Annotated in this window: 12 protein-coding genes; 6 read left to right on the top strand and 6 right to left on the bottom strand. The window is 67.8% G+C overall.

Features of this window, described 5'->3' with window-relative positions; all coding sequences use genetic code 11:
• Positions 1-8 precede the first annotated feature (8 nt).
• The 4 genes from D7316_RS17485 to D7316_RS17470 form a co-directional block, all read right to left on the bottom strand.
• On the bottom strand, positions 9-770 hold the full coding sequence (locus tag D7316_RS17485) for a class I SAM-dependent methyltransferase (RefSeq protein WP_124709382.1): 762 nt from the start codon (positions 768-770) through the stop codon (positions 9-11).
• Between the two features lie 96 nt (positions 771-866).
• Complete coding sequence (locus D7316_RS17480; RefSeq protein WP_124709381.1) at positions 867-1349, bottom strand: hypothetical protein; 483 nt, start codon at positions 1347-1349, stop codon at positions 867-869.
• Positions 1350-1616: 267 nt separating this feature from the next.
• On the bottom strand, positions 1617-2096 hold the full coding sequence (locus D7316_RS17475; RefSeq protein WP_124709380.1) for a hypothetical protein: 480 nt from the start codon (positions 2094-2096) through the stop codon (positions 1617-1619).
• Positions 2097-2249: 153 nt separating this feature from the next.
• On the bottom strand, positions 2250-2564 hold the full coding sequence (locus D7316_RS17470) for a DUF4242 domain-containing protein (protein ID WP_232016955.1): 315 nt from the start codon (positions 2562-2564) through the stop codon (positions 2250-2252).
• Between the two features lie 128 nt (positions 2565-2692).
• On the opposite strand from D7316_RS17470, the gene D7316_RS17465 reads away from it, so the two are divergent.
• The 3 genes from D7316_RS17465 to D7316_RS17455 all read left to right on the top strand — a co-directional run bounded on the left by D7316_RS17465 (position 2693) and on the right by D7316_RS17455 (position 6355).
• Positions 2693-5284: an ATP-binding protein gene (locus D7316_RS17465; protein ID WP_124709379.1), complete on the top strand. Its 2592-nt coding sequence runs from the start codon at positions 2693-2695 to the stop codon at positions 5282-5284.
• A 117-nt stretch (positions 5285-5401) separates the two neighbouring features.
• A complete protein-coding gene (locus D7316_RS17460; protein WP_124709378.1) occupies positions 5402-5980 on the top strand; it encodes a hypothetical protein in 579 nt (192 codons plus the stop codon).
• A 24-nt stretch (positions 5981-6004) separates the two neighbouring features.
• Positions 6005-6355 carry a PQ-loop repeat-containing protein gene (locus D7316_RS17455; RefSeq protein ID WP_197718256.1) on the top strand — a complete coding sequence of 117 codons (351 nt, stop codon included), beginning with the start codon at positions 6005-6007 and terminating at the stop codon, positions 6353-6355.
• On the opposite strand, the gene D7316_RS17450 is transcribed toward D7316_RS17455, so the two are convergent.
• A complete protein-coding gene (locus tag D7316_RS17450; protein ID WP_232016954.1) occupies positions 6299-7306 on the bottom strand; it encodes an alpha/beta hydrolase in 1008 nt (335 codons plus the stop codon). The genes D7316_RS17455 and D7316_RS17450 overlap by 57 nt on opposite strands.
• Positions 7307-7667: 361 nt before the next feature.
• Here D7316_RS17450 and gltB point away from each other — a divergent pair, with 361 nt between their 5' ends.
• The gene (gene gltB, locus D7316_RS17445) at positions 7668-12254 is read left to right on the top strand and encodes a glutamate synthase large subunit (protein ID WP_124709377.1); all 4587 of its coding nucleotides are present in this window, start codon (positions 7668-7670) and stop codon (positions 12252-12254) included.
• Positions 12247-13701 carry a glutamate synthase subunit beta gene (locus D7316_RS17440; protein ID WP_124709376.1) on the top strand — a complete coding sequence of 485 codons (1455 nt, stop codon included), beginning with the start codon at positions 12247-12249 and terminating at the stop codon, positions 13699-13701. Before gltB ends, D7316_RS17440 begins: the two co-directional genes overlap by 8 nt.
• A gap of 32 nt (positions 13702-13733) precedes the next feature.
• Here the strand turns inward: D7316_RS17440 and D7316_RS17435 are convergent, their stop codons facing one another.
• Complete coding sequence (locus D7316_RS17435) at positions 13734-14912, bottom strand: MFS transporter (RefSeq protein ID WP_124709375.1); 1179 nt, start codon at positions 14910-14912, stop codon at positions 13734-13736.
• A gap of 158 nt (positions 14913-15070) precedes the next feature.
• On the opposite strand from D7316_RS17435, the gene D7316_RS17430 reads away from it, so the two are divergent.
• Positions 15071-16117: an alpha/beta hydrolase gene (locus D7316_RS17430; protein ID WP_232016953.1), complete on the top strand. Its 1047-nt coding sequence runs from the start codon at positions 15071-15073 to the stop codon at positions 16115-16117.
• Positions 16118-16144 lie beyond the last annotated feature (27 nt).

Raw genomic sequence — 16144 nt, 5'->3', positions numbered from 1 at the left:
TCGCCGGTTCAGCCCCGCGCGCGAGCGTCGATGAGGTGGCGGGTCGAGTGCGTGACGAATGGTCCGCCGTCGGTGATCAGGGTGTGGAGGTCGAGCAATCTGTCGAGGTACTTCTCGACGGTGAATCCGGGCACCCACCAGATCAGTTTGCGGAGCAGATACACCACCGCCGCGATGTCGTGGATCTCGATTCGCAGGGTCGCGGTCTGCACGTCGACGACGTCGAGGCCGGCGGCCGTTGCGGCCGCCACTTCGTCATCGGGATGACGACGCCGGCGCGCTGCGGACTGTGGTCCGAGAAAGAACTCGATCAGCTCGAACCCGCTGGCAGGGCCGACGTGCTGGCCGAAGTAGGTGCCGCCGGGTCGGAGGACGCGGACGATCTCGTCCCACCAGATCGTGGCGGGGTGTCGGCTGGTGACCAGATCGAATGCGTCATCGGAGAACGGCAGGGGTGGTTCATCGGGGTCGGCCACCACAACCACACCGCGAGGATGAAGCAGTTCGGTCGCGCGGGCGATATTCGGTGGCCACGACTCGGTGGCCACGGCGGTCGGCGGGAAAACCGTTGCCTCGGAGAGCACTTCCCCGCCACCGGTCTGGATGTCCACTGAGGCCGAGGCCGAGCGAAGTCGCTCGCCCAGTCGACGTGCGTATCCCCAGGGCGGCCGTTCTTCAGACGCGCGTCCGTCCAACCACGAGAAATCCCACCCCGATACGTCCGCGGATGCGCCCGCCGCGATCAACTCGTCGAACCGCTCTGTCGTCATGCGGCCATCGTCTCAGCCGGCGCTGATGTTCTCGACACGCGGCGGCACCGATGCCGCCGACTCGTCGGTGTACCGCAGATCCTGCCCGCCCGCCCGTCAGCGGACCTGGATCACTCCGCTGCAGGTCGTCGCCGGGATCGCCCACAGCGCATTCCGATTGACCGAGCTCAGGGTGGCCTTGACCCTGCCCTTTCCGATCTGCGACGTCGGCAGCGAGATCTGATGGGTACCGACGTAGGGCGGGGAGACCGCGCGGTCCGACAGCTTGGTGACCCGCTTTCCGGTCGCCAGGTTCTGCAGGTCCAGACGGACCGCCGACCGGTAGCCCCACAAGCTGCTGAACTCGGTCGTCAGCCAAGTGGTCCCGGCGTAGTCGGAGACGATGATCCGTGTCGGGTTGTAGGGCAGATCAACGATATTGGGGCTCGGTCCGATGCAGTTTGTCAGCGGATACTCGGCGCTGGGCGCTGCGGCGGCCTGCCCCGACAATCCGGTCCCGCCGATCACCAGCGCTCCGACAGCGCCGGCGGTGGCCAGGACGGCTGTTGTGGTCGTGATGCGAAACCTTCTGTGCCTCATGTCGAAACCCCTTCTGTGGTCAACACCCGCATCGTCGGGCGCCCGGCGCCCAGGGTGGTCATCTGCACGGTTGGCGCGCCTTGGTGCCGCCAGGACACGCGAGAGACTCGATCACGACACACGCCACCTACCCGGACTATCCCCGACGTCGCGCACATCGTTACCGCCGTGAGCACTCACCCGGACACACGCGAAGACCCGCGACGATGATCGTCGCGGGTCTGCGCCGGCATGGTGGGTGGGCGTCCTCCACTCACCGCAGGTCGTTCACCACTGGTCGAAGCCGACATTCGTCGCCGGGAAGTGGCTGCTGAAGTTGTGGGCCATCCAGTAGTGCGACGCTCCGGGACCGGAGATCCCGCTGGTGCCGACATTGGTGTTGGACTGCGAGTTGAGGACCTCATAGGTCGCGGTGGGTCCGCCGACGCCGATCTTGTAGGCGACGTTGACCGCGAGCTTGCTGCCCTGTGGGGCGACCGCGGTGATCGTCTCGCTGGCGCCGGGTCCCAGGGTCTGCTTGGGGCCGTTGACCCACACACCGTTGCCGCTGGTGCCGGAGCTGATGAGGTGTTCGACCTTGTCGGTGTGGTTGGTGATCGTCATCGCGACCGACGGCTCGCCCGGGTGGGTGACCGGCATGGTGCCGGCGTTCGCGGCGCCCGCACCCAGCAGGCCGATGCCGGCTGCCGCGGCGATCCCGGCGAGGCCGACGGTGGTGGCGGTGATGCGGCGGGTGGTGGTGTTCATCGGGTTCTCCTCGGGTGGGTCGGTGCTGGTGTGGGTGGACCGTGTGGTCGTGGTGACACCAATGACTTTCCCGGGATCCGGGTCGAGACGAACTCCGCCGACCGGCCGATGTACCGGTGGATGACGATGTCCACCGATTGGTGGACATCGGGATCACCGTGGCAGCAGTAGCTCCGCTGTCCGAGGGCCGAACTCCGTGCCCACCTCGGTGACGGTCGTGCACGGGAAGCCCGCTCTCCGCGAATGCTCCCGCACCGTCGACTCGCTGTCGGTCTGGTGGATGCAGTAGACCTTGTCGCCGGCGGCGTAACTGGTGACCCAGCGATACGGCACACCCAGTGTCGCCGCGGTCGCGTTCGACGTGCGCGAGATCTCCACCAGCGCGGCGGTGTCGAGGGCTCCCGCGCCGGGCATCTCGCGTTCGATGACGAAGGTCTTCATGGTGGGGTCCGTGGGGGTGGTGTTCATCGGATTCTCCTGGTCGAAGGAATTATGCCCACCCAGAGTCCCGCCACCGGATCCGTCGTCACATCGGGAGGAGTCACCCATCTTTCGTGGTCTTGTCCAGCCCAGACGACCGCGCCTATTGTCTGTGCGTGGGCCTGATCGAACGTGACGGCGAGTTGGCGGCGCTGACCGCCCTGGCGACACGTGCGCACGGTGGCGAGGGCAATCTCGTCATGATCACCGGCGAGGCGGGCGCCGGGAAGACCGCGCTGATCGAAGAGTTCACCCGGCAACGGCCCGACAACGATCGAGTGCTCTGGGGCGTCTGCGACCCACTCGCCACGCCACGCCCCCTCGGGCCCCTGCACGACGTCGCGCGGGATCTGCTCCCCCGGACCCGGGAGGCGCTCACCAAAGCCGAGCACGCCTACCAGATGTTCGACGCCGTCTGGGACGACTTCAGCTCGCAGCCAACAATTTTCGTCATCGACGATGCGCATTGGTCGGACCAGGGCACCATCGACCTGTTACGGCACCTCCTGCGACGGGTCGGGCGCAGTACGACGATGGTGATCATCACCGCACGCGAGGGCGAGTTCGTCGTCGACGCGGACCCGGTACGACTGTTGCTCGGCGACATCGCGCGCACCGAGAACGCGCGATCCATTGCGCTGTCGCCCCTCTCGGTCGACGGGGTGGCGTCGATGATCGGCGATCGGGCGCTGGATGCGCAGCAGCTGCATCGACGCACCGGTGGGAATCCCTTCTTCGTCGATCAGATGCTCGCCCACCGCGGTGTCGATCTGCCCGCCTCGGTACGCGACGCCGTACTCGCCCGCACCGTCGGTCTGGACTCGTCGGGTTGGGAGGTACTCAACCTGCTCGCCTGTGCGCCGGGTGCGATCAGCGAGACCGTGATCGCCGAACTGGCCATCCCCTCGTCCGGACTGCAGCGGCTCGGGGAGACCCGCCTCATCCAGCGCACCCCACGCGGCGTGTCCTTCCGCCACGACCTCTGCCGCAACGCGGTGCAGACGGTGATCCCGCCGGGAGCCGAACCGGCGCTGCACCAGCGGATGATCGCCGCCTACGATGCGGTCGGTGCGGACCCCGCGGTGATCGTCCATCACGCGCGCGGCGCGGGGGACAACACGCGCCTGCGGGCCGCTGCGGCCGAGGCGGGCCGGGTCGCCGCGAGGTCAGGGGCACACCAGCAGAGTGCGGAGTTCTTCCGGATGGCACTGTCCGCGGGCGGCAGCGACGATTCGGCCGACGCCGAGCTGTTGGAGCTGCTCGCCTGGGAGTGTTACCTGATCGATCGGCTCGACGAGGCCGTCGCGGCGGGTACCCGCGCGCTGGCCCTTCGGACCGCGAGCCATGACGCCGCCGGTGTCAGCGCCGACCACCACGCCCTCGCCGTCTACGAGTGGTACAACGCCAATCGTGCCGCCGCGGACCACCACGTCGCCCAATCCATTGCCGCGACCGTCGGTTCGACGCAGGCCGGCCCGGCCGCGGTCGCGTCTGGACACGGCCACGCGATGTCGGCGTTCCTGGCCATGCAGGCGGGCCGGGTCGACGACGCCCGTCGCGATCTGGCTCGCGCGCGTGAACTCGCGACCCGTCTCGATTCTCCCGAACTCGCCGCGAGGGTGGACATCATCGCGGGGTGCTGCGATGTGATGGACGGGACCCCGGCCGGCCGGCAGGCGGTGCTCGAGCGGCTGGCCCACGCGCCTGCGCACCTCGACGAGATCTATTCGAGCGGATACAGCAACCTCACCTATCTCGATGTGGAACAGCGCCGGATCGTCGAGGCGACCGATCTGCTCGCGACCGGGATCGGGATGACGGTCGAGCGTGACCTGCCGGTGTGCCGCGCGTGGCAGGTCGGTTCCCGCGGGAGACTCGGTCTCATCCGTGGCGATTGGGTTGGGGCGAAGGCGGATTGCGCCGAGGTCCTCGACAGCGGGTCGGCACCGTTGACAAAGATCTGGCCGCTGCTGGTGAGTGGGCTGGTCGCGCTGCGGTCGACCGGCGGTGGGGCCGACGATCTCGAACGGGCTTGGGATCTGGTCGAACGATACGGAGAACCGTTGCGCCTCATGCCCGCCGCGTCCGCGTTGGTGGAGCGGTCATGGTTGACCGGCGTCGCCGACCCTCGCACCGACACGTTTGTCAGACTGCTCGTGGACACCGATGCCGCCGGGTTGGAGTGGTCGCGCGGGGACCTGGCGGTGTGGTTACGCCGTACCGCGGTCGGTTTCCCCGCGGACGCCGTCGCCGAGCGGCTCGCCGAGCCCTACCGGCAGCAGCTCGCGGGCGACATCGCGGGTGCCGCAGAGTCGTTCGACGGTCTCGGCATCACCTACGAAGGCGCCCTCGCATCCGTCGAATCGGGGAACCCGGACCGGATCGCACGCGGACTCGCCGCGCTGGATCGCCTCGGTGCCCACCTGGTCGCCGACAAGTTGCGGCGTGATCTCCGCGCCACGGGGGTGGCGGCGGTGCCGTCCCGGCGACGCCGCGCGAGCATGGCGCACCCGGCCGGACTCACCCCACGTCAGGCCGAGGTGCTCGCGTTGATGTGCGACGGGCTCACCAATGCCGAACTCGCCCAACGGCTGTTCCTGTCGGAGAAGACCGTGGACCACCACGTGTCGGCGATCCTGAGTCGTCTCGAGGTGGCCGGCAGACGGGAAGCGGTACGCCGCGCGCGTGCGCTCGGCGTCGTCGACTGACTCCGCACGCGTTCGGAACTTGGGGAGGTTTCCCCGATGAGTATCCGCTCGCCGCCGCCGATCGTGGGTCATGCCCGTCGAATGCACGGGTGCACGACCCGACGATCGGAGCACACCATGAACATCTCACCTCGCGAGCGCAACGCCCCGAACACGCCCGCTCGGCCACAGCACCATCGCCGCGGCTGGGCGCGCGTGGCGCCGGTGGTCGCCGCCGCCGCGATCGCGGCCGGCGTGATCGCACCGATGGCCGGCGCGGCCGGCGATGCGCACGCGGCGCCCCGCGCGACCGGCGCTCGGCTCACCGCCTACCAGACCGATCCGTACAACATCCGGATCACCATCGAGGGCGTCTTCCGGATGAGCCGGGTCGACGCCGACACGATCATCAAGTACATGGTCGATCAGCGGGTCGGCGGGGTGCGCTACACGCTGCGCGGCGACGACGTCGGCACAGGTGATCCGGTGCTGTTCGAGCGCCTGGTGACCGGCACCGGCACGATGCCGGGCGGGCACCTGGTCGCCGCCGACGACGGCCTGCACTACCTGAAGGTGATGGCTGTCCCGCGCGAGTACCTGAACGAGGACGACAACGCATTCGATGACGACGACGAGGTCTATGCGCAGGTCCACCTCAACTATGCACAGGGTGGCGACCGGTATGCGACGAGCCCCGTGGTCGGACAACGGTTCTGAAGTCCGGAGTCGTGGGAGCGAGCCATGAACATCCCGATTCTCGCCGGAGGTGTCGCCACCGCAGTCTTCGCGGCCAGCACGCTGCCGATGCTGGTCAAGGCATGGCGGACCAGGGACGTGAGGTCCTACAGTCCCGGCAACATCGCCCTGGCAAACGTCGGCAACCTCATCTACCTCGTCTATGTGCTCGATCTGCCGGTCGGGCCGGCGCTGATCCTGCACCTGTTCCACAGCATGGCCAGTGTGCTGATGCTCTACTGGTATCTCCGTCATGTGGTGCTCCCGGACCGGCGACCCGCGGGCGACGAGGTGCACGGGTCAGCGGCTGACCACCTGACCGAGGAAGCCCGCGGCCTCGTTCAGCGCCTGTCGTGACTCGGGGGAAAACAATGGGAACATCTGGAACACGTGTCCCTGACCCGGCCATTCCTGCAGGCGCACATCGCCACCCGCCGCTGTGAACGCGCGGTACATCGCACGCGCGTCGTCGCCCATCACCTCGTACTGACCCACCTGGATGAGCGTCGGTGGAAGCGACATCTCCGGCGTCAGAGCGATTCTCATCCGGGGGTGATCGGCCTCGGCCCCGCGCGTGTACAGGCGCAGAATGCGTTGTGCAGCAACGGCATCGATGAGAGGGTCGCGGGTTCCGCGAAGTTGGTTGGCGACCGCCAGATCGAAGGTCGGATCGTAGAGCGGGGAGAAGACGACGAGCCCGGCCGGCTGGGGTGTCCCGGTCTGGTGATTGTCGGCGATCAGGTCGACGGCGAGGTGACCGCCGGCCGAATCGCCGGCCACCACGATCTGATCAGCGCGGTAGCCGGCGTCGAGCAGCCAGTGGTAGCCGCGGATGGCGTCGTCGCCCGCGGTCGGGAACGGGTACTCGGGCCCGAGTCGGTAGTCGAGGCTGAAGGCCGACCATCCGGTGCGGCGGGACAGACGCGCCACCAGACCGCGATGGGTGCGCGGCGAGCAGATGACGTACCCGCTGCCGTGTAGGTAGTAGAGGATCGTCTGATCGCCCGGTGTGCCCCGAGGTGGGCCGGCATGTGCGCTGACCCACTCGCCGCGCACCCGTCCGTCGCCGAAGGACTCGCGCACTGCCTCGATCCGGGTGCCGTCCGGGACCGGGGAGAGGGCCGCCAGCGATCGGTTCACACCGGGTCGCATCGCGGTGATCATCTGGGCCCGCGGGAGCGCCCCGCCGAGGCCGGCGGCCGTCATCAGAGGGGCCGAGACCCGGGACAGATAGCTGTTGATCGCGCGAGACCGCAGTGACCCTCGACCGACCGGTCGCCACTGCTGCTCCGAGGTGGGCGTGCGCACGCTGCTGACGCTAGACGAACCGGGGTCGCTCCAGGGTGCTTTCGGCCGCGTAAGCTGCGCAATCGTCACAGTTGTGCTATCCGGATTTCGATAGTGGGCACCGGTCGTGAGAAAATGGCCGACAATGCTTTCACCGAGCAGGGTGGTGCCGGGTAGAACAGTTCGAACCCGGGTGCGCCGTCAGCAACGACGCTGGCACGGACACCGCCACACGGCCGATATAACCCCAGGTCAGCCCAAGGATTAGGGGTACAGGAGAAGCGGCCGGTGGTCGGGGTCGCCGAGGACACACTGAGGTGTCCCGCAAGGACACGTAATGGTGAATGCGTGCGCAGCGTCGCGCACAGAGTGAGGCGAACTTATGAAGCATGCTCCAGGCCCTACGGGCCTCTATGACCCGGTCAACGAGCACGACTCCTGTGGTGTCGCATTCGTCGTCGACATGCATGGGCGGCGCAGCCGCGACATCGTCGACAAGGCCATCACCGCGCTGGTGAATCTCGAACACCGCGGTGCGGCCGGAGCCGAGCCCAACACGGGCGACGGCGCCGGGATCATGATCCAGGTGCCCGATCGGTTCCTGCGCGAAAGCGTCGACTTCGAACTGCCGGCCGAGGGCTCGTACGCCACCGGTATCGCCTTCCTGCCGCAGGGCTCCGAGGACGCGCGCGTGGCGACCGAGGGCGTCGAGAAGATCATCGAGGCCGAGGGGCTGACGCTGCTCGGCTGGCGCGAGGTGCCGACCAACGAGACCTCGCTCGGCGCATTGGCCCGCGACGCGATGCCGACCTTCCGGCAGGTTTTCATCTCGGGTGCATCGGGTATGGACCTCGAGCGCAAGGCGTTCGTCGTGCGCAAGCGCGTGCAGGCCGAGCTCGGCACCAAGGGTGCCGGCGCCGACGGCCCCGGACGCGAGACCGTGTACTTCCCCAGCCTGTCCGGCCAGACGTTCGTCTACAAGGGCATGCTGACCACCCCGCAGCTTCGCGAGTTCTATCTCGACCTGCAGGACTCCCGCGTCGAGAGCGCGCTCGGACTCGTGCACTCGCGCTTCTCCACCAACACCTTCCCGTCGTGGCCGCTGGCCCACCCGTTCCGTCGGGTCGCGCACAACGGTGAGATCAACACGGTCACCGGCAACGAGAACTGGATGCGGGCCCGTGAGGCGCTCATCGATGCGAGCGCGTTCGGGGATGCGGATGTCGCGCAGAAGATCTTCCCGACCTGTACGCCGGGAGCCTCGGACACCGCACGGTTCGACGAAGTGCTCGAACTGCTGCACCTCGGTGGTCGCAGCCTTCCGCACGCGGTCCTCATGATGATCCCCGAGGCGTGGGAACGTCACGAGTCGATGAAGCCGGAACACAAGGCCTTCTACGAGTACCACTCCGCGCTGATGGAGCCGTGGGACGGACCGGCGTCGGTCTGCTTCACCGACGGCACCGTCGTGGGCGCCGTGCTGGACCGGAACGGCCTGCGGCCCAGCCGGATCTGGGTCACCAAGGACGGACTCGTCGTGATGGCGTCGGAGGTCGGCGTCCTCGACATCGACCACGCCGACGTGGTGCAGAAACTGCGCCTGCAGCCGGGACGTATGTTCCTGGTCGACACCGCCGCCGGGCGCATCGTCGACGACGAGGAGATCAAGGACGAACTCGCCGCCGAGCATCCGTACCAGGAATGGCTCGACGCGGGTCTGGTCCACATCGACGAGGTCCAGGCACTCCCGCACGTGCACATGCCGCACGACCGGGTCACGTTGCGTCAGCAGGTGTTCGGCTACACCGACGAAGAGCTCAACCTGTTGGTCGCGCCGATGGCCACGACCGGCGCCGAGGCGATCGGTTCGATGGGCACCGACACCCCGATCGCGGTGCTGTCGGCCCGTCCGCGCATGCTGTTCGACTACTTCCAGCAGATGTTCGCGCAGGTGACCAACCCGCCGCTGGACGCGATCCGTGAAGAGGTGGTCACCAGCATCGGCGGCACCATCGGCTCGGAAGCCGATCTGCTGCACCCGGGTCCGGAGTCGTGCCGGCAGATCTCGCTGCCGTCGCCGGTCATTGACAACGACACCCTCGCCAAGCTGGTCCGGATCAACGAGAACGACGACCTGCCGGACTTCAGCAGTGCACACATCCACGGGCTCTATGAGGTCTCCGAGGGTGGCGAAGGTCTGCGCCGGGCGCTCGACGAGATCCGCGCCAAGGTCAGCGCCGCCATCGACGACGGCGTCTCGATCATCGTGCTGTCCGACCGCGAGTCCGACGAGAAGCTGGCGCCGATCCCATCGCTGCTGCTGACCGCGGCCGTGCACCACCATCTCGTCCGCGAACGCAAGCGCACCCGCGTCGGGCTCATCGTCGAGTCCGGTGACTGCCGCGAGGTCCATCACGTGGCGGCCCTCGTCGGCTTCGGTGCCGCTGCGGTCAACCCGTACATGGCCTTCGAGTCCATCGAGGACATGGTCGAGCGCGGCGCGCTCGGCGGTATCGACTTCCCGACCGCGCGGAAGAACTACATCAAGGCGGCCGGCAAGGGTGTGCTCAAGGTGATGTCCAAGATGGGCATCTCCACCGTGGCCTCCTACACCGGTGCGCAGCTGTTCCAGGTCATCGGCCTGTCGCAGGACACCGTCGACGAGTTCTTCACCGGACTGAACAGCCAGCTCGACGGCATCGGTCTCGCCGAGATCGCCGCCGATGTGGCGCGCAGGCACGCCCTGGCCTTCAGCGAGCGGCCCACCGAGCGCGCTCATCGCGAGCTCGAGATCGGCGGCGAATACCAGTGGCGGCGTGAGGGTGAGTACCACCTCTTCAACCCCGACACGGTGTTCAAGCTGCAGCACTCCACCCGGACCGGGCAGTACAAGGTCTTCAAGGAGTACACCAAGCTCGTCGATGACCAGTCGAGCAGGATGGCGTCGCTGCGCGGTCTGTTCGACTTCAACTTCGGTGACCGCGACCCGATCCCGATCGACAAGGTCGAACCGGCGAGCGAGATCGTCAAGCGCTTCTCGACCGGTGCGATGAGCTTCGGCTCCATCTCCGCCGAGGCGCACGAGACGCTGGCGATCGCGATGAACCGGCTCGGTGGACGCTCGAACTCCGGTGAGGGCGGCGAGGATCCGCGTCGATTCCACCACGACGAGAACGGGGACTGGCGGCGTAGCGCGATCAAGCAGGTCGCGTCCGGACGTTTCGGCGTCACGTCGCACTACCTGACCAACTGCACCGACATTCAGATCAAGATGGCGCAGGGTGCCAAGCCCGGTGAGGGAGGACAGCTGCCGCCGCACAAGGTCTACCCGTGGGTGGCCGAGGTCCGTGGCTCGACGCCGGGTGTCGGCCTCATCTCGCCGCCGCCGCACCACGACATCTACTCGATCGAGGATCTCGCTCAGCTGATCCACGACCTGAAGAACGCCAACCCGCAGGCCCGCATCCACGTGAAGCTGGTCTCCGAGGTCGGCGTCGGCACCGTCGCGGCGGGCGTCTCCAAGGCGCACGCCGACGTCGTGCTCATCTCGGGTCATGACGGCGGCACCGGCGCAACGCCGCTCACCTCGATGAAGCATGCGGGCGCACCGTGGGAGATCGGCCTGGCCGAAACCCAGCAGACGTTGCTGCTCAACGGTCTTCGCGACCGCATCGTGGTGCAGGTCGACGGCCAGCTGAAGACCGGCCGCGACGTCGTGGTCGCGGCGCTGCTCGGCGCCGAGGAGTTCGGTTTCGCGACCGCACCCCTGGTGGTCTCGGGCTGCATCATGATGCGGGTCTGCCATCTCGACACCTGCCCCGTCGGAGTCGCGACGCAGAATCCGCTGCTGCGCGAACGCTTCACCGGCAAGCCGGAGTTCGTGGAGAACTTCTTCCTGTTCATCGCCGAAGAGGTGCGCGAGCTGCTCGCCCGGCTCGGTTTCCGCACGCTGCAGGAGGCGGTTGGCCACGTCGAGACGCTCGACACCGCGAAGGCGCTGGCGCACTGGGGCTCGGCAAAGGCCGGCAAGCTCGACCTGTCGTCGGTGCTGTCGATCCCCGAGTCGCCGTTCATGAACCAGGACCTGTACTGCTCGGGCGTGCAGGACCACTCGTTGGACAAGGCGCTCGATCAGCAGCTGATCGCACAGAGCCGGGAGGCCATCGACAACGGCACCCGGGTCTCGTTCAGCTCGAAGATCACCAACGTCAACCGGACCGTGGGCACCATGCTCGGCCACGAGGTCACCAAGACCTATGGCGCGCATGGACTCCCGGAAGGCACCATCATGGTCGACTTCACCGGGTCCGCCGGTAACAGCTTCGGCGCGTTTGTGCCCAAGGGCATCACGCTGCGGCTGGAGGGCGACGCCAACGACTTCGTCGGCAAGGGCCTGTCCGGTGGCCGGCTGGTGGTGCGCCCCGCGCGCAACACTCCCGAAGGCTTTGTGGCCGAGGACAACATCATCGCCGGCAACGTGATCGGCTTCGGTGCGACGAGCGGCAAGATCTTCCTGCGTGGGGTCGTCGGCGAGCGGTTCGCCGTCCGCAACTCGGGCGCCACCGCCGTCGTCGAGGGCGTGGGCGACCACGGGTGTGAGTACATGACCGGTGGTCGTGTGGTGGTGCTCGGTGACACCGGGCGCAACTTCGCGGCGGGTATGTCCGGCGGAATCGCCTATGTGTACGACCCGGCGGGTACGTTCGCCGCCAACCTGAACACCGAACTCGTCGACATCGAGGAGCTCGAGCCCGAGGACATCGAGTTCCTCGCCGGCATCATCGAAGAGCACCGGGCGGAGACCGATTCGCCGGTCGCCGGCGCGGTCCTCGACGACTGGGAGCAGACCCAGGGGCGGTTCGCCAAGGTGATGCCGCGCGACTACAAGCGCGTCCTGCTCGCGATCGAGACGGCCGAACGCGATGGACGAGACGTGAACGAAGCGATCATGGAGGCCGCACGTGGCTGATCCCAGAGGATTCCTCAAGCACACCGAACGGGAGCTGCCCGACCGTCGTCCGGTCGAGCTGCGTCTGCTCGACTGGAAAGAGGTCTACACCGACTTCGAGAAGTCGGAGCTGAAGACCCAGGCCAGCCGATGCATGGACTGCGGTATCCCGTTCTGCCACAACGGCTGTCCGCTGGGCAACCTGATCCCGGAGTGGAACGACCTGGTCTACAAGGACCGGTGGCGCGACGGTATCGAGCGGCTGCACGCGACCAACAACTTCCCCGAGTTCACCGGCCGGCTCTGCCCGGCACCGTGCGAGGCGTCGTGCGTGCTGGGCATCAACCAGCCCGCGGTCACCATCAAGCAGGTCGAGGTCGAGCTGATCGACAACGCCTTCGACAACGGCTGGGTGACGCCGGTCCTGCCGGCCGAGAAGACCGGCAAGTCCGTCGCCGTGGTCGGTTCGGGTCCCGCCGGACTGGCTGCGGCACAGCAGCTCACCCGCGCCGGGCACGACGTGACGCTGTTCGAGCGGGCCGACCGCATCGGCGGGTTGCTGCGCTACGGCATCCCTGAGTTCAAGATGGAGAAGCGCCACATCGATCGCCGTCTCGCGCAGATGGAGGCCGAGGGCACCGTCTTCCGGACCGGCGTCAACGTCGGCGTCGACCTCACCGTGGAGCAGCTGCGCGCGGACTTCGATGCGGTGGTCCTCGCCAACGGATCGACCATCGGCCGTGACCTGCCGATCCCGGGCCGCGAGCTCGACGGCGTCCACCAGGCGATGGAGTTCCTCCCGCAGTCCAATCGGATCCAGCTCGGCGACCAGGTCCCCGACCAGATCAGCGCCAAGGGCAAGAAGGTCGTCATCATCGGTGGCGGCGACACCGGCGCCGACTGCCTCGGCACCTCGCTGCGGCAGGGCGCGGAGATCGTGCACCAGTTCGAGATCATGCCCAAGCCGCCGCACGAGCGGGCCGAGTCCACTCCGTGGCCGACCTACCCGCTGATGTATCGCGTGTCGTCGGCCCACGAAGAGGGCGGCGAACGTGTCTACTCGGTCAACACCGAGAAGTTCATCGGTGAGAACGGCAAGGTGACCGCGCTCAAGGCCCACGAGGTCGTGATGAACGACGGACGGTTCGAAAAGGTCGAGGGCAGCGACTTCGAACTCGAATGCGATCTGGTGCTCTTCGCGATGGGCTTCGTCGGCCCCGAGCGCGAAGACCTCCTCGACAAGATGGGCGTCGAGTACGACCAGCGCGGCAACATCGCCCGCGACGAGGACTTCGGCGCCGTCGGGCTGCCGGGCGTGTTCGTCGCCGGTGACGCCGGCCGCGGGCAGTCGTTGATCGTGTGGGCGATCGCCGAGGGCCGTTCGGCCGCGGCCGCGGCCGACGCGTTCCTCGCCGGCCGGTCGGACCTTCCCGCGCCGATCTACCCGACGCAGGTCGCCCAGCGCTGACCGCGGCGATCGCATCGGGCGACGACTGAAAGTCAACGCCTTCGGGCGCCGATGACCGTGATTGCTGTCGTGATCGCGAGTACAACGGCGAGCGCGCCGAGAGCGGCATCGGAATGTGCGGCGGCCACAAGCGCTCCGGACGCCAGCCCTGTCTGTTGGGCCGCCCCGAGCATGGCGGCCCGGCCGAGCGGGCGTGCGCCGGCCGTCGCGAGACTGCCGTCGTTGACGAGGGGGAACACCAGCCCCACCCCGAGTCCGACCGGAAGCAACGCGAGGATCAGAGCACCGGGAACGGATGGGACTGCCGCCGTTGCCGTGCAACCGATCACCAGCACGATGACGCCGGCAGATAGAGTCCGTCCGATCACGCCTCGCGTTCGGCTCCTTGCGATGACGATGGTTCCGACGGCGGCCGCTGCGTTGAGAGGCAGGAACGCGAGACCCGCCATCATCGGTGACCACGAATGGTCCTGTTGGAGTGCGAAGCTGACCGAGATCACGGTTGCGGCCAATACGGCGTTCGCACCCACGACGGCGAGGAAGGACACGATGGTCGGGATCCGTCGGTCGACCGGGTGGCCCGTGTCGTCTGCGACCCGATCGGGTCCCGAGGCATGATGCGTCTGCCCGACAACCCGGGGCGGTTGGACGACGGCCCACCCAATGGCGCCCGCCAGAGCCGCGACCGCGACTGCGACGAAACACCACCTCCACGATTCGGTTGCCAACGGTCCCGCCAGAACCAGTGCGGCCACCGCACCGGATCCGGACACCAATGAGAACACGGCGAAGGCGCGGCGCCGTCCGAGGGCGCCACGGGTCAGCATGTGTAGCGCTCCCAGCACACAGGTGGCGGTGACGGCGCCCGAGGCGCCCTGAGCGACCCGAGTCGCCGCGAGCAGGGCCGCGGAGTCGGCGAGCGCTCCGGCGGCGGCGGAGGTGGCAAAGACCGCGGTCGCCGGGATCAGTGCGCGACGCGGGTCGATTCGTCGGAGAACCACTCCGGCGACGGGCAGAGCGCACACGAAGCCGGCTGCAAACGGGGTCACGAGCAATTGGCGGGCCTCATCACCCAGGCCGAGGTCGCGAGCCACCGCGGGCCCGAGCAACGAGACCGTCGTCTCGTCGACGACGATGACGAACTGGACGAATGCCAACACCGCCACCGCGAGAGTCGGGGCGCGGTCTGCCCTGTCGGAGCGGCCCGTCACCCGTGCTCCTGGACAAGTGACCCAATCGTCACGCTGCACGACCCCGCATGTGCCTACTATGACAGAGCTCGGCTTCCACGCCCCCGAGCTCGCGTCGACCCGGGAGCCCACACATGCATCGCATCTCGCTCACATCCATCGCCAGGATCGGCTCAGTGATGTTGTCGCTCATCACGGTGGCAGCGGGTCTGAGTGTCGCCACGTCGCCCCACGCCGGGGCGGATACGTTGGCGGGCGTCCGCTACGCGCACGCCAGTGCAGGCTTGCCTTACCGCGAGACCCGGCTGTCACCAAGGAATTTCGTCGCTTCCGTGTGGTCGCGATCGATGCGGACGCAGGTGCCGGTTCTCGTCCAGTCACCCGCGAACCGGAGTCCGGCCGCGCCCGTCATGTACCTTTTGAGCGGTTCCACGGGTGGAGAGGACAACGACGACTGGACGCACGCGACCGACGCGAATGCGTTCTACGCCCGCAAGAATGTGTGGACGGTGACGCCGATCGGCGGTGCGGCAAGCTATTACGCAGACTGGCGGCGCGTGGACCCGTCCGCCAACTTCCGCTTCGGGGTCAAGACCGCGAGGCCTCTGCGGTGGGAGACCTTCCTGACCGCGGAGTTGCCGGCCGCGTTCGAGAACGCACACGGAACGTCGGGTCCGGGTCGGGCGCGCGGGATAGCCGGGATCTCGATGTCGGGGACCTCGGTGGTGCGACTGGCAGAGAACCATCCCGGCTTCTACCGGGCAGTCGGAGCGTACTCGGGGTGCGCCGACACCGCCTCGGGCCGCGGCCAGGTCCTTCTCCGTGTCGTCGCCGCAGTGCCCGGCGGTGCCGACGCCAGCAACATGTACGGACCGCCGGGTGACCCCGAGTGGGCTGCTCAAGACCCGGTCATCAACGCGTACAAGCTGTCTCGGCGTACACCGGCACTCTGGATCAGCGCCGCCTCCGGCCTTCCCGGTGCGCACGACAACCTTGCTGACCGGAGAATCGCGGGGAACGCCGGCGAACTCGCCGAGCAGATCGTCGTCGGCGGCCTCGACGAAGCGGCGGCCCGATCGTGCACGGTGTCCCTGGCAGAGCGTCTCGCGCAGCTCCGAATCCCGGCCACGGTGAGGTTCCCCGCGACCGGAACACACTCGTGGGGATACTGGCAGGACCAGATGCATCAATCGTGGCCGATGTTCGCACGCGCACTCGGAGCGTGAGCTCTGGTAGCGATGGAGCGCTCTCAG

The organism is Gordonia insulae, from assembly GCF_003855095.1.
Taxonomy (GTDB): Bacteria; Actinomycetota; Actinomycetes; order Mycobacteriales; family Mycobacteriaceae; genus Gordonia; species Gordonia insulae.
Note: the sequence above shows the minus strand (reverse complement) of the source record. Positions and strands in the feature narration are given on the sequence as shown.